General features: G+C 36.4%; 18 protein-coding genes and 1 tRNA gene. 12 read left to right on the forward strand and 7 right to left on the reverse strand.

Going from position 1 to position 12,912, the window contains the following annotated elements:
• Positions 1-2: 2 nt before the first annotated feature.
• Together RI557_RS05065 and RI557_RS05070 are read right to left on the reverse strand one after the other, a co-directional pair.
• Positions 3-710, reverse strand: coding sequence for a hypothetical protein (locus RI557_RS05065; protein WP_310682556.1), 708 nt, complete (start codon positions 708-710; stop codon positions 3-5).
• Complete coding sequence (locus RI557_RS05070; RefSeq protein ID WP_310682558.1) at positions 707-1,735, reverse strand: ThiF family adenylyltransferase; 1,029 nt, start codon at positions 1,733-1,735, stop codon at positions 707-709. The genes RI557_RS05065 and RI557_RS05070 overlap by 4 nt, the downstream gene beginning before the upstream one ends.
• 177 nt (positions 1,736-1,912) lie before the next feature.
• On the opposite strand from RI557_RS05070, the gene RI557_RS05075 reads away from it, so the two are divergent.
• The 9 genes from RI557_RS05075 (at position 1,913) to RI557_RS05115 (ending at position 9,042) form a co-directional block, all read left to right on the forward strand.
• Complete coding sequence (locus RI557_RS05075; protein ID WP_310667782.1) at positions 1,913-2,392, forward strand: response regulator; 480 nt, start codon at positions 1,913-1,915, stop codon at positions 2,390-2,392.
• A 70-nt stretch (positions 2,393-2,462) separates the two neighbouring features.
• On the forward strand, positions 2,463-3,176 hold the full coding sequence (locus RI557_RS05080) for a head GIN domain-containing protein (protein ID WP_310667783.1): 714 nt from the start codon (positions 2,463-2,465) through the stop codon (positions 3,174-3,176).
• Positions 3,177-3,224: 48 nt separating this feature from the next.
• Positions 3,225-3,743, forward strand: a complete 519-nt coding sequence (locus RI557_RS05085; RefSeq protein WP_310667784.1) for an IS1096 element passenger TnpR family protein — start codon at positions 3,225-3,227, stop codon at positions 3,741-3,743.
• A 5-nt stretch (positions 3,744-3,748) separates the two neighbouring features.
• Positions 3,749-4,621 carry a tRNA (adenosine(37)-N6)-dimethylallyltransferase MiaA gene (gene miaA, locus RI557_RS05090; RefSeq protein WP_310682561.1) on the forward strand — a complete coding sequence of 291 codons (873 nt, stop codon included), beginning with the start codon at positions 3,749-3,751 and terminating at the stop codon, positions 4,619-4,621.
• A gap of 98 nt (positions 4,622-4,719) precedes the next feature.
• Positions 4,720-4,795 (forward strand) — tRNA-His (locus tag RI557_RS05095).
• A gap of 49 nt (positions 4,796-4,844) precedes the next feature.
• A complete protein-coding gene (locus RI557_RS05100; protein WP_310682563.1) occupies positions 4,845-5,096 on the forward strand; it encodes a GIY-YIG nuclease family protein in 252 nt (83 codons plus the stop codon).
• Between the two features lie 452 nt (positions 5,097-5,548).
• A complete protein-coding gene (locus RI557_RS05105) occupies positions 5,549-5,977 on the forward strand; it encodes a peptidylprolyl isomerase (RefSeq protein WP_310667787.1) in 429 nt (142 codons plus the stop codon).
• Positions 5,978-6,076: 99 nt separating this feature from the next.
• Positions 6,077-7,027 (forward strand): aldo/keto reductase, encoded by a 951-nt coding sequence (locus RI557_RS05110; RefSeq protein WP_310682565.1) that lies wholly within the window; start codon positions 6,077-6,079, stop codon positions 7,025-7,027.
• Positions 7,028-7,092: 65 nt separating this feature from the next.
• Complete coding sequence (locus RI557_RS05115; protein ID WP_310682567.1) at positions 7,093-9,042, forward strand: T9SS type A sorting domain-containing protein; 1,950 nt, start codon at positions 7,093-7,095, stop codon at positions 9,040-9,042.
• On the opposite strand, the gene RI557_RS05120 is transcribed toward RI557_RS05115, so the two are convergent.
• A complete protein-coding gene (locus tag RI557_RS05120; RefSeq protein WP_310682569.1) occupies positions 9,032-10,171 on the reverse strand; it encodes a T9SS type A sorting domain-containing protein in 1,140 nt (379 codons plus the stop codon). The genes RI557_RS05115 and RI557_RS05120 overlap by 11 nt on opposite strands.
• A 1-nt stretch (position 10,172) precedes the next feature.
• The gene (locus RI557_RS05125; protein WP_310667791.1) at positions 10,173-10,445 is read right to left on the reverse strand and encodes a hypothetical protein; all 273 of its coding nucleotides are present in this window, start codon (positions 10,443-10,445) and stop codon (positions 10,173-10,175) included.
• Between the two features lie 115 nt (positions 10,446-10,560).
• Between RI557_RS05125 and RI557_RS05130 the strand changes: the two genes are divergently transcribed.
• The 3 genes from RI557_RS05130 to RI557_RS05140 are packed head-to-tail and all read left to right on the forward strand — an operon-like array spanning position 10,561 to position 11,261.
• Positions 10,561-10,749, forward strand: a complete 189-nt coding sequence (locus tag RI557_RS05130) for a hypothetical protein (protein ID WP_310667792.1) — start codon at positions 10,561-10,563, stop codon at positions 10,747-10,749.
• 4 nt (positions 10,750-10,753) lie between these two features.
• The gene (locus tag RI557_RS05135; RefSeq protein WP_310667793.1) at positions 10,754-11,086 is read left to right on the forward strand and encodes a hypothetical protein; all 333 of its coding nucleotides are present in this window, start codon (positions 10,754-10,756) and stop codon (positions 11,084-11,086) included.
• Positions 11,079-11,261, forward strand: a complete 183-nt coding sequence (locus RI557_RS05140) for a CPXCG motif-containing cysteine-rich protein (protein WP_310682571.1) — start codon at positions 11,079-11,081, stop codon at positions 11,259-11,261. Before RI557_RS05135 ends, RI557_RS05140 begins: the two co-directional genes overlap by 8 nt.
• Positions 11,262-11,264: 3 nt before the next feature.
• Here RI557_RS05140 and RI557_RS05145 read toward each other — a convergent pair whose 3' ends face one another.
• The 3 genes from RI557_RS05145 to RI557_RS05155 are packed head-to-tail and all read right to left on the reverse strand — an operon-like array spanning position 11,265 to position 12,912.
• Entirely contained in the window at positions 11,265-11,558 is a 294-nt protein-coding gene (locus RI557_RS05145; protein ID WP_310667795.1) for a DUF721 domain-containing protein, read from the reverse strand.
• Positions 11,555-12,223: a PKD domain-containing protein gene (locus RI557_RS05150; RefSeq protein ID WP_310682573.1), complete on the reverse strand. Its 669-nt coding sequence runs from the start codon at positions 12,221-12,223 to the stop codon at positions 11,555-11,557. Before RI557_RS05150 ends, RI557_RS05145 begins: the two co-directional genes overlap by 4 nt.
• Before the next feature lie 2 nt (positions 12,224-12,225).
• Positions 12,226-12,912 (reverse strand): hypothetical protein, encoded by a 687-nt coding sequence (locus RI557_RS05155; protein WP_310667797.1) that lies wholly within the window; start codon positions 12,910-12,912, stop codon positions 12,226-12,228.

A 12,912-nucleotide genomic window follows, 5' to 3' on the forward strand; every position in this document is an offset into this window, starting at 1 on the left:
GGTTACAAGTCTTCAATGTATAAATCGTACGATACAATTAACTCCCCTTTTGGTCCTTTTTCTACCAATTCCTGTTTTGGATCTTTGCGCAAACTCATGATCTCTTTTCTCTCTTTATCACTCGCTTTTGACAAGTCATCTGTATCACTCAAGCGCAGTACTGTAGCGGGCAAATCTGGCTTGGGATATGGAAACTGGCCATCATTCCCCAGGGATCTGACCACTTCAAAACCTGCCTTTTCAACCATGCCAACAGTATAAGGAGCACAAAGAACCCAAAGGATGTTGATTTTCAAAAGATTAGCAATTTTAACGCCTGCTTTAGCCACACTGGCTTTTGTGAGGAATGTACTCACTCCGCTTCCCCTAATTTCTTTAGCATTCCAGAGCGCACATAATTCTCCTACACCTATAGGAATATCAGCTTTTACCATGGAGTGGATATCACCATCCATTTCACCAACCGCATCCTGAACCGGAAGCTTCTCGTTTTCATCTCCCACTACATGTATGCGAGCTCCTCCATAAACTTTTGAACTATCCTCGTTTTCAACGGTGATTACATAAACATTGGGGTTTTTCATCCATGATCGATCAGCACTTGTCACCTTTTCAACACCAAAATCACGCAATACCTGTTCGTGACCATCAGCAAAAAGCTCACTAGACTCCTGATTTTGGGTAGTACGAAATGCTTTTATCTTGATCATGCTCCTATAATCTGCTCAAAATCTACATAAAATCTTCCTGATTTTTTATGTTCATTGAGTAATATTCTTCTACAAACATTTGTTGTTGCTGCTCCACCTAACATAACTCCAGATGCTAATTGTGGCCAACTTGAAATAGTTTTACCAATTTCAGGCATTGATTTTTTCAATCTTTCTGATATATCATTGCCAACAATTCGTTGAACTAAATTTAGCTTGTTTTCAGGCTTCTTGAGTTCTTCATTACTCATATTCAGATCCTCTAAATAGCCGTGAAAAACAGGTCTCTCGGGCTCGAGGTCAAACCGCTCAATGTCAATCATTCCCCTGTCATTAGTGTCCATGATAACCGGAATTTGAACATTTTTGGCTCTTTCTCTCAATGTCAATTTTAGGTCTAAACTATCACAAACCTCTACCAGAATGTTTACATCTTCATATATAAAAGAAGTAATATTTTCATCGGTAACTCCTTCATCAAATAGCGTTACTTTAATGTAAGGATCCAGTTCTGCAATTTGTCTTTTAGCAATTACACCTTTGTGTAACCCTATTTGTGGTATTCCGGTCCTTAGCCTATTGAGGTTGCTGAGCTCGAGTTCATCGTAATCGGCTAGAATCAGGTGTCCTCCCACTCTTTCCATTGCCATGGTCAGAGCCACAGAATTACCAACCGACAAGCCTGCGATAGCTATTGTCGCCTCAGAAAGCTTCTTTTGTTCATAAGGCGTTATTTTTAGTTGATTTCGATTGGTTCTGACCTCAATGAATTCCTTTTCATTTAATATTTCATAAGCACTGTTTAGCCAGGGGTAATAAACCCAGTTTGATGACACGGTTTTACTGAGCTCATTAGCGAAGTCTTCAACTTTGGATGAATCTCCTTTTATCGATACATCCCTGCATACTGCCAACTCTTTGAGTTGTTCACTGAACAAACTTTTAGTTGATAGATTAGATTTAGAAATAGACTCTAGTTCGTCAAGTGAATTCGTAATAATCGATTCAGAAAGCTGTTTATCCATTTTCATGATTTTGGTGGAATTTGGAATGCACCAAAATAACAATTCCTTTCGTGTGACTATTTTTGTATACACGTCAATTCCTTTAAAGGATCAGGTTTTTCGCTTTATTAACGGTCTTTTTTGATCAAATAATCGCAGGAATAACTTATTATTGTATTGCAAGCATAACACTCAATCATGACAGACGCTAATAAGGAAAAGGAAAAAATTCACGTGCTATACGTTGATGACGAGGAGCACAACCTGGTTTCATTTAAAGCTAGTTTTAGAAGAAGCTTTAAGATTTGGACGGCTATCTCTGCCGATGATGCACGCGATATTTTAGAAAAAGAAGAAATCCATATAATTATTACTGACCAAAGAATGCCAGATGAAACAGGTGTTGAATTTTTAGTGTCTATATTGGATAAACACCCAGAGCCCATTAGAATGCTACTGACCGGCTATTCTGATATTGAAGCTGTAATCGATTCCATTAATAAAGGACAGGTTTACCGTTATATTACGAAGCCGTGGAATGATAAACAGCTCGAACTAAGCATTAGAAATGCACATGAAGTTTATTCACTCCGTAAAGAGAATAAAATTCTTTTTGAAAAACTGAAGAAAGCTAACGAACAGCTCGAATTCCTCCTCCGTCAAAAATTACTCGATTAATTTTCATTTATCTGATCATTGCTTTTTCGGGCAGAGTCATTTAAAGAACTGCACTATCTTTGCTCCGTTCATGATGAAAAGATTTTTGTACTTTATTGCAATTGTTTTCGCTTTCTACTCTTGTGATGACGAGTGTATTTCAGGTTCAGGTCCGCGAAAAATCAATATTAGAACGCTGCAACCTGCAAGCTATGTTGATGTTTCAATATCTGGCAATGTTTATGTTGAAATTGACACTTCTTTAAGCGAGACTCAAATTCAAATTGAAGGGGAGGAAAACATCCTCGACATTATTGAAACAAGTGTCAACAATAATATCTTATCAGTCTCCTACTCTTCTTGCCTCCAAAATCACAAAGAAGTTTCCATGACCGTCATGACGCCTTCATTAACTGGTGTTACGATTGACCAGGTTGGAAAAATCATCTCTCAGGACATTATTGATGCGGAGGATTTTCAGGTTGTCATCAATGGATCGGGAGATTGTGATCTGACCATGAGGGTTGACCAATTGACGACTTTGATCAATGGATCAGGACAAGTTACTTATCGTGGCGAATGTGATCAACACAACCTTACAATCAGGCAATCTGGCGATATTGAAGGATTTGAAATGCCTACACGAATTCTCGATGCTGATATTTCAGCTTCGGGAAATGCTTTGGTTCGAGTATCTCAAACGATTAATGCCAATATCACTAGTAGTGGTGATATTCGTTACAAAGGATCTCCAGCTATCAATAAATCAGGTGATGGATCAGGCGAAATTATTGATGATAACTGATGCCCTTTTTTTTCGTACAACTCCTAAAGGAAAACTACATTTGCAGCCATGGAAAAAGCCTTTAAATTTCGCGTACTAATCGATACTGCTGAAAAGCAGGATGTTTTCAGAGACATTGAACTCAAAAACAACAACTCTTTTTTAGATCTTCACAATCAGATCCAGGAAGCATTTGGATTTGATAACTCAGAAATGGCCTCTTTTTACCTCAGTAATGAAGACTGGGAACGCGGTGAGGAAATCGCTCTAATGGATATGGGAGCAGGCAAACAAGGCCCATCAAGGTTGATGGAAGACACAGCTATACACGACATTGTTGAAGATCAAAAACAAAAAATTCTATACGTTTTTGATTTTCTTAGAATGTGGACATTCTTTGTTGAAGTAGCTGAAATTCGCGATGCAGAAAAAAATGAAGAATTTCCAAAAATCTCACTTTCTTACGGGGAAGCACCAGACCAAAATTCCAAAACGGCTGAAGATCTTTTTGGAACAATGAATGCTTATCCTGATGATGACGACAGCGAAAAGTCAGATTTTGACGAGCCATTTGAGGAAGAACTCTAAAATTCATGAAGGAGCTCTTTGTTATTACAGGTCCAACAGCTGTAGGTAAAACTGATTTCACAATTGAGCTGGCTAAAAAATGGAATACCGAAATTGTTTCCTGCGACTCAAGACAGTTTTTTAAAGAGCTTTCAATCGGTACGGCTAAACCTACCGATGAAGAAATGCAGGGAATCCCACACCACTTTATCAATTCACACAGTATTCTCGAAGAATACAATGCCGGAAAATACGAAATTGATGCTGTTGAAAAGATCAACAGCTTGTTCAAAGCTCATGATAAAGTTATTCTCACAGGTGGATCTGGCCTTTATTTAAACGCTGTACTTTTCGGTATTGACGAAATGCCAACGGTTCCGACCAAAATAAAGGAGCAAGTTACTTCAGACTATAAAAATCGCGGATTAGCATTTTTACAAAGTGAAATAAAAAGATTAGATCCTCAGTTTTACAGTGAAGTTGACGATCAGAACCATACCAGGCTTATTAGAGCCCTGGAAGTTATGAGGGCCAGCGGTAAGTCTTTTAGTTCATTCAGGAAAAACACTCACCAATCAAGACCGTGGGAAGCCAAAATTTACATTCTCAATCGAGACAGAAAAGAACTTCACGATAGAATTAACCTGCGAGTAGATATGATGATTGAGTCTGGCTTAATCGATGAAGTTAAATCGGTTGTAAAATACAAAGATCATAGAGCGCTTAAAACAGTTGGTTATCAGGAAGTTTTTGAATTCTTAGAAGGTTCAATCTCAATAGAAAGAGCAATTGAGTTAATCAAGCGTAATACCCGCAGATACGCAAAGCGACAACTCACCTGGTTCAGACGACTTGACAATACAACATGGCTCTATCCACCTTTTAAAATTGATAGGTAGTTATAGAGCATATTTATTTTCTTATTTCAAAACTATTTCTAATTTTGCATTCCCTCATTCAAAGCGGTCTTTCAAGGCTCTTTAGAGGGTTTTCAAATGGTGGTTGTAGTTCAGTTGGTTAGAACGCCTGATTGTGGTTCAGGAGGTCGTGGGTTCGAGTCCCATCTTCCACCCATCAATTTTCAAAAGCTCCTTTTTTAGGGAGCTTTTTTAGTTTTGACTAATGAAGTTTTTCACTTACATCCTGGAGTCTTCAACAACTGAAAGATTTTACATCGGCTCTACTAACAACCTGGAAAAACGAATCATTCAACACAATAAAGGGTATAATAAATCTACTAAGAGTGATACCCCATGGAAACTAATTCACTACTTTTCATGTAGTACAAGATCTGAGGCTTTTAAACTTGAAATGAAACTAAAAAAGATGAAAAGTAGAAAGAGGGTTTTAAGTTTCATCAACAATTCAAAATAACAGAGGTCGTGGGCCCCGCACTATTCGAGATTTTCAATCTCGCAAAGGTGCGAGGGTCCTCGTTGACAGAAATGTCAACGGGATTCGAGTCCCATCTTCCACCCTTCAAAATTCAAAAGCTCCTTTTTTAGGGAGCTTTTTTAGTTTTCAGGTAAAGTGAACGATAAATATATTTGGTTAAAATGAAATTAAAAACTTGTTTGGTGACTGGATGACCGTTAAAATTTTTAATTTATAAAATATCTTATTTTGTGGTAAAAGCAAGATATAAAAAAAGCGGGAAATCCATTTTAGGAAATCCCGCTTTTAATCTTTCTAACTTTCAACTTTTTCTCACGTTAATATCTCTAACTTTCATGGATTGACTTAGTGAGGTAAATAATTAATTATACCTTCGCGTCAATTCATTTAGTAAATTGGAAATCAATTTTATAATCTGAGAATATCACTTTATGAGTAAAGTAAAAAACAACGACACTGTAAAAGTACATTACACAGGAAAGTTGACATCTGGCGAAGTATTTGATAGCTCTAAAGATAGAGAGCCTTTAGAAATCACAGTAGGTCAGGGACAACTTATCCCTGGATTTGAGAATGGTCTTATCGACATGGAAGAGAACGAAAAGAAAACACTCAATATACCTTCAAGTGAAGCTTATGGAGATGTTCGCAAAGAACTCGTTCAGGAAGTTCCAAAATCACAGCTCCCAGAAGAAATTAAACCTGAAGTAGGAATGCCATTGGTATCTAAAACTCCTCAGGGGCAAGAAATTCAATTGGTTGTTACTGAAGTTAAAGATGAAGCTATTACTGTTGATGCTAATCACCCACTCGCTGGTAAAGATTTAGTATTTGACATTGAATTAGTAGAGATCAAGTAATATTATATTTTTCCAAGTATTTCAAAAGCAACCTCGAGGGGTTGCTTTTTTTGTTTCTAAACTTTTGTAAATTGACTGCGCTCAACAAAAATAAAACTCATGAATACACTAAACTTTCGAAACGGAGATAAAATGCCTGTAATTGGGTTAGGCACATGGAAATCGGCTCCAGGAGATGTAGAAAAAGCCGTTTATCATGCTATCAAAAGTGGATACAGACATATTGACTGTGCTGCCATCTATGGAAATGAAAAAGAAGTAGGTAATGCTTTGGTCAGATCCATTGATGAAAATATCGTTTCAAGAGAAGAGTTGTGGATTACCAGTAAATTGTGGAATACTGCTCACCTCAGCAATGATGTGAAACCGGCTTTACAAAAGACACTCGAAGACTTACAATTAGATTACCTGGATCTCTACCTCATACATTGGCCTGTAGCGCTTCAACCAGATTGCAGTTTCCCCAAAAAACCTGAAGATTTTTTGTCACCTGATCAGGCTCCTCACCACGAAACATTTAACACTATGCTAAACCTCAAAAAAGAGGGCCTGATCAAACATGCCGGAGTTTCAAACTTCAACATTCAGAACCTAAAGGATCTGATCAATAAAGCAGATGAAAAACCGGAAATGAACCAGGTAGAACTCCACCCCTATTTACAACAAAAGGAGCTGCATAAATTCTGTACTGAAAGCGGAATTCATCTAACAGCTTATAGTCCGCTCGGGTCAAATGACAGAAGTGAAAAAATGAAAAAGGATGACGAGCCTGTTCTTTTAGAAAATGATTTGGTAAATGAAATTGCTCAATCAATGAACACTACCCCTGCACAAATCCTCATCGCATGGTCAGCTCAAAGAGAGAATGCCGTTATTCCAAAATCGGTAACACCTTCCCGAATTGATGAAAACATTAAAGCTCAAGGCATTCAACTAACCGATTCTCAAATGAAAGAAATTGAAAAAATCGACAGAGGTTACAGATTCGTTGACGGCAGCTTTTGGGCAATGGATGGAAGTCCATACACGATGGAATACCTTTGGAGTTAAGAATTATGCTTACCTTCAGCAGGTAAAATGGTATTCGTTTTGTAGAAAAAAACAAAAATATTTCTATGATGACCACAAAATACTTTTCTGTTTTATCTGCTGTGTTGATATTTATCACAATTAATATCCACTCTCAATCAGTTCAGTTTATTGATGGTATTCCTACCTCTAAAAAGACTGTTGAGCTAACTAAACTAAAGGGAGATACTGTATTCTGTCAGGGGAACTTCAATCAATTATATGATGTTGTTCAATCTACACAGGGTAAAGATTCATTATCTCCTATTATGAATACAGGTGATTTTTATATGGTTGATTTAATTTCCAAACAAGCTCAGGGGTTTGATTTAGACATTATTGGGCGCGTTTGGGATTTTGAAGTCAACGACAGCTTGATTTTTATTGGCGGAGCTATTGCTGAAGTGAACGGTATTAGTCACAGAAATTTTGCTCTGTATAATTACAAAACCGATTCTTTAATTACTGATATACCCCAGTTTAATGGAATTGTTTTTGACCTGGAATTGAAAGGAGACTCCCTTTTCTTATCCGGTTCATTTACAGGTGGACATCAACACAATGTAAAAAGATTAGCAATTTGGGATTTCGCTAATGACACTTTAATAGAGCCATTTAATATGAATAACTATGGGGAGCTCGAATGTGATGATGATTACTGTATTTTAAGTGGTCAAATTCATAATGTTAACGGGAATCAATTTGATGATTATTTCTTTTTTAACCAAAGTACTACTCAAATTGAACAAGGATTAACTGATACATTTCAATATGAGTATCCATATAAATCTCGATACTTAAATGATCCAAGGGCACTTATTCAATTTGAGAAAGGTGAAGATGATTTATGGCCTTATATCAAGATTAATTATTCAGATAACCTTTTTAATCACAGTCGGAAGTTATTGTTAACCCACAATGATTGTGATAATTGTTGGGGAATCAAAGAGGTTGTGTCAAATGATAAAGTAGGTTTAGCAGTTGGTGCTTTTAATAAAATCGGTCCGTACTATTCTCAAAACAATTATGAGTTCGATAATAAGAACTTTGGAAATATGGTTCTTTTTTACCACGACTCAGGTTATGTGAAGCTCAGGAAACAAATTAGACCTTTTGCATTTACAGATTCTAGATCGGCAGATATCAATGATAAATATGCATCTATTGGAAGCTCGGTAAGTTACATGTTTAACTATGATAATGAATATGATTTTGCCAGAGCATTAGAAGTTTATAAGATAGAAAACTTGCGCCCTTCTTTGATTGGTCCTTTGAAACAAACTATTTGCCGAAATGATAGCAATCTTCAATTTAACTTTAAGCTAACTGGATCTGACCAGTATTCTATTTCAGTTTCAACTACTGATTCGATGGCCATTCATAATAATAGCTATCAACTAAACTCAAGCTCAAATATTCACACTCTTAATGTAAATGCATTTGATAGTTCAATGACTGTTCGATTTAAGTTTGAAATACAGTATGGGCAGGGACAGATTTACAACCGCTTTTTTGAAGTTAAAGTGAAGGATATTCCAGAGACTCCTACTCTATCGTTTACCAACGATACATTATTCAGTAGTACAGATTCTCTCCAACATGTTTGGTACACTCAAAACGGGGAATTTACCGGCTATGATCTTCCATTTATTTATCACCCTGATGATAATTATACATTTAGAGTGAGATCGATAGGCGAAAACGGTTGTTTGTCTAATTTCTCGAATAGTGTTTTTGTTTCTGGAAGGGAAAAAATCGAGGAGAATAAGATCATCAACATTTACCCTAACCCTAATGATGGCACTTTCTCAATTGAGAATAATGCTAACGTTGATAAAATTGAAGTTTATGATGCTACAGGCAAGATGGTTTACTCATTGAAAATCAATGGTCAAAAACAAAAGATCTCGACTAATTTATCGCCAGGGATTTATTTCGTAGTGTCTAAAAATACAAATAATACAGCCAGTAAATCAAAATTGATTATTACTGAATAATGAGCTTTTTTGTTTGAACACTCTGCTCTGACTCAGATTTAATTTTTACGATGTAAACTCCACTGTTCAATCCTGAAATATCAACTTTTTCGTTGTCGCTAATGGTTTTAGATATGATCAACTGACCTTTCATATTCAAAATTTGCATTTCAACATTTCTCAATTCAGAACCAAAAGAGATACGAAATTGATTTTCAGCCGGGTTTGGCAACATCTCAAATGATGTTGCTTTTTCATTTTCTAAACGGTCAGATCCAAGCGCAACGGACAGCGATTCACTCTTTTTGTATTTTGCCATATACATTTTGCCATCTCGTTTTCCTGAAATGATGTACCCATCATCAACTAACTCTACATTTTTCAATCTAAAAGGTTGAAAACTCAAAAACTCTTTAGTCCATAACTGCTGTCCGTAGAGATCATAAATACTCCATATTGCCGTATCTCCTCTATTCATGTAAAAATGAAGTCGATCATTGATCCATTCATATTGATGAATTGAGGTTTCTTTATCAAAATATATACTGACAGAATCAATCTCTTGAGAAACAAAATCATAATTGCCCATCACAAAAGCGCTATCGTATCTATTAGCATATGGGTAGTTGTCAATTAAGCTCTCATACCAGAAAACTGTACCACTACTCTTCATTCTCGCATCACCTCTCCACAAGTATGATACAGATTTATTTAGATCGTGCACTTCTGATATATCTGATACTCCTCCTGAGTTTCTGGATATGACAAAAAGTGAATCCTTCTCAGTAGTATCATTATATGTCTTTGCCTGATAAATAAAAAGTGAATCATTTCGTTCCATGATGAAGTCAACATCAAATCCGTCAATCAAATGATAAAACCATGCAGATGTATTACCTGAAATTAAATCATGATCTAACCGGTTAATTCTATCTCTATACCACTGTTTTTGAAATGATTGGAATTCTGTATTTGATGTTTTCTTAAATTCAAAATTTCTACTTCTACCCGTTACAACATCGTTTACAATTTTACTTGTGTACTTATTAAAGTATAAATGATGACAGCCATCATCATGATTTCCATCAAGGGATAATTGAAGGTATATATTATTAGCCTCATTAGAATATGTAAACTGCCTAAAAAGCATCTTAACTATAAAAAGACCCTATTTCATTTGCTAAACAATATACCCTTGTGGCACTCCAAATCTCATTACGGGAAGAGTCGAGCTTAATCATTTTAAAGTTACGGGCACAACCATCATAAAAACCTACTAAATAATAAGACCCGGAAACAGAGTCATACGTTACTTCTTCAAGTGTTCCATCCTCAAGGTATTTCTCCCACTCAGCACTTTGGATCTGACCATTAGAAATAGATGTCATTGCTGAGCAAACCAATAGTATTAGCAGTCTTTTCATATAGTAGAAACTTTAGGTGTTCTAATTTTACATAAATTTACAAAAATTCGTGCCATAAACTTGTTTAGCTCACCACAATCACGTATATTCCGTTAGATTAACAAATCAAATTCAAATGGAAAAAAACGAATTCAAAACACTTAATGATCTTTTCAGTTCAATTGCATCAACAATTGAAGAAAATAAGAAAGTCGATTACAATTTTGAAAATCTGGAAGTTGAAATACCAAGTGAAGTTGACAATGAAAAGTCAACAACCTGGAAGTTTAACGGTAAAGTAAGTATTGAATCTGCAGATAAGTAAGAATATGGGAAGTTTCATAATTGATCCAAGCGATTTATACATTGATCATACCTTTGGTAAGGTAGAGTTTGTTTCAAGATCTCACTTTGTTGAGTGTTTTATATCTGACGAACGAATTCTAGAAGATTTCATCAGTCATATTCCGGTGAGCAAACACATTGAATATCTTGAGTTGCTCAAGCACTTTGAGCAGGAAATTCGTTTCAAAGTAGCAGGAAGTAATTACATTACTATCAAAAAGGGTGAAGTTGTTGAAATGAAAACTTCTAAGATCATATCTCTTTTATTAAAATCCGGGGCAGATAAACTATCAGAATATTTGACTGAAGATGATTGAACATGAGTTTACCTGTCCTTATTGTTTTACGAATGTCAGTATCTTGATTGATGTCGGAGCACCAAATCAAAAATTTATTGAGGATTGCGAAAGGTGCTGTAATCCAATTGAATTTACTGTTAAAATCGAGGGAAATCAAGTAGTCGAATTTGATTATCAGCCAATAGGCCAGTAAAAGTTATTTGAGTACAATCTCTTTAACAACTTCTTTTGAAAAGTGATTGTTGATGGATTCCACGAGTTTTGACTTTGCCATGCTCAATTCATTTTTAATGATTGAGCTGTCAATTCGCAGGATGAGCACTTGTTTTTGAAGAAACATGCTCGTTGTGTGCTTAGCAATGCTTGGCCCCACAATATTTGACCATTCCTTTTTAAGGTCCATGGCCGACAACTTATCCTTCATCTTTAAAGACTCAAGATAGCGATCAATTACTTCTTTGAGTGACTCCTGGTTGCTCCCTTTTTTCATTCTACTAAAGTCCAATAAATTTCTAACCTGAGTGACAATGGAATTTCCCAAACCTGTGGATTTTCCATGTCGCTCAATGCCTCTGAATCAATATCCTCTATCAACAAATCATTAATACCGGGAGAACTGTTGTAGTCAAACAACTGAACTTCATCACCAATCGACAAATCATTATAAACGGCAGTATCAAAACGAAACACAAACGGATCTGACTGTGAAGCATTTCTCGGTGCATTAAAAATAGTGTCTTTACTCACATAAGAACCAAATGTGCAATAAACATCTGGTCGTGTTTGGTCATTATCTTTTTCCTCTACTCCATTTAAAATTAGCTGCGTAACCACGATTGAATCAACTCGCTTGTAACCAACTTCTACAAGTTTAGTAGCCTCATCAGTTTTGCGGCCATCATCACTGTAGCCGGTCAACTTCACCTCATAAGTTCCTGTTCGCTCAAAAATATGCTGAACATTGTCGCCCCTGGCTCCAGCTGAATCGTTTCCAAACTCCCAAAAGAAAACCTCTCCTTCTCCACAGGTTCTGAACTTAGCTTCAATATTTTTGTAATATCGGTCAGATCCCTCAATGCAAGCATCAGGCTTATCGGCACATCCAAAGGCAATTACCGAAAGCAAAATAGATATATAAAGTGCTGTTTTATTCATTTCTAAAATTTTAACCGAAGACTCGCATTCATTCCGCCCATCCTGTTTGGAGAAAGACCAACTCCATCTAGCACAAAACTCTTATCGTCTCCTAATTCCGGGACTTCAACCTGCCTGGCCTTGATCAGCTTCCAGGTGCAGTATGTAAGGCTGCCGGCAATCAATCCATACATTGCGTATTGAGCAATTCTGCTGTTTTGCAAACGCCTTTCATCTTCGTTTCTATCATCCTTACTAAATCCTTCAATATTTAACCGAACAGCTTGATTAGAGCGAACATATTCCAAATTACGAGCTCCTATTTCATTGTAATTAATAGCAGCTGCAATACCCAAAACAATAGCTGATGTAGCTCCAATGAAAGCGTGACCGTGTAACCTTCCTTTTTCGTATTGAGCTTTACGCACAGCTTTCAATTGAGCAGATGGCTGCAAGTCTATCTTGACAATCACTTTACCGGTCATGTAAGTGAAAGCGGTGTCGTATACCTGATAATTTGGAGACCACACCTGAATTTCGTGGTAGCCGGGTTTGATCAAAAATGAATAGCCGGGCTTTTGTAGCTCACCGTCTATCTTTACTCTGTATTGATCACTGGGTATAGCAAATATACCGAGGTTCCAGTCTTTTCGCTGACTGTAACTCAGTGTAGAAATCAATACAAAAACTATTAAAATAAATTTTTTCAT

Origin of the sequence: Salibacter sp., from assembly GCF_031581065.1 — a bacterium.
GTDB lineage: Bacteria > Bacteroidota > Bacteroidia > Flavobacteriales_G > Salibacteraceae > Salibacter.

Excerpts from the sequence above, each read along its gene's own strand:
- RI557_RS05065 (WP_310682556.1), bottom strand. The coding sequence starts at position 710 with ATGATCAAGATAAAAGCATTTCGTACTACCCAAAATCAGGAGTCTAGT.
- RI557_RS05070 (WP_310682558.1), bottom strand. The coding sequence starts at position 1,735 with ATGGATAAACAGCTTTCTGAATCGATTATTACGAATTCACTTGACGAA.
- RI557_RS05075 (WP_310667782.1), top strand. The coding sequence starts at position 1,913 with ATGACAGACGCTAATAAGGAAAAGGAAAAAATTCACGTGCTATACGTT.
- RI557_RS05080 (WP_310667783.1), top strand. The coding sequence starts at position 2,463 with ATGATGAAAAGATTTTTGTACTTTATTGCAATTGTTTTCGCTTTCTAC.
- RI557_RS05085 (WP_310667784.1), top strand. The coding sequence starts at position 3,225 with ATGGAAAAAGCCTTTAAATTTCGCGTACTAATCGATACTGCTGAAAAG.
- miaA (WP_310682561.1), top strand. The coding sequence starts at position 3,749 with ATGAAGGAGCTCTTTGTTATTACAGGTCCAACAGCTGTAGGTAAAACT.
- RI557_RS05100 (WP_310682563.1), top strand. The coding sequence starts at position 4,845 with ATGAAGTTTTTCACTTACATCCTGGAGTCTTCAACAACTGAAAGATTT.
- RI557_RS05105 (WP_310667787.1), top strand. The coding sequence starts at position 5,549 with ATGAGTAAAGTAAAAAACAACGACACTGTAAAAGTACATTACACAGGA.
- RI557_RS05110 (WP_310682565.1), top strand. The coding sequence starts at position 6,077 with ATGAATACACTAAACTTTCGAAACGGAGATAAAATGCCTGTAATTGGG.
- RI557_RS05115 (WP_310682567.1), top strand. The coding sequence starts at position 7,093 with ATGATGACCACAAAATACTTTTCTGTTTTATCTGCTGTGTTGATATTT.
- RI557_RS05120 (WP_310682569.1), bottom strand. The coding sequence starts at position 10,171 with ATGCTTTTTAGGCAGTTTACATATTCTAATGAGGCTAATAATATATAC.
- RI557_RS05125 (WP_310667791.1), bottom strand. The coding sequence starts at position 10,445 with ATGAAAAGACTGCTAATACTATTGGTTTGCTCAGCAATGACATCTATT.
- RI557_RS05130 (WP_310667792.1), top strand. The coding sequence starts at position 10,561 with ATGGAAAAAAACGAATTCAAAACACTTAATGATCTTTTCAGTTCAATT.
- RI557_RS05135 (WP_310667793.1), top strand. The coding sequence starts at position 10,754 with ATGGGAAGTTTCATAATTGATCCAAGCGATTTATACATTGATCATACC.
- RI557_RS05140 (WP_310682571.1), top strand. The coding sequence starts at position 11,079 with ATGATTGAACATGAGTTTACCTGTCCTTATTGTTTTACGAATGTCAGT.
- RI557_RS05145 (WP_310667795.1), bottom strand. The coding sequence starts at position 11,558 with ATGAAAAAAGGGAGCAACCAGGAGTCACTCAAAGAAGTAATTGATCGC.
- RI557_RS05150 (WP_310682573.1), bottom strand. The coding sequence starts at position 12,223 with ATGAATAAAACAGCACTTTATATATCTATTTTGCTTTCGGTAATTGCC.
- RI557_RS05155 (WP_310667797.1), bottom strand. The coding sequence starts at position 12,912 with ATGAAAAAATTTATTTTAATAGTTTTTGTATTGATTTCTACACTGAGT.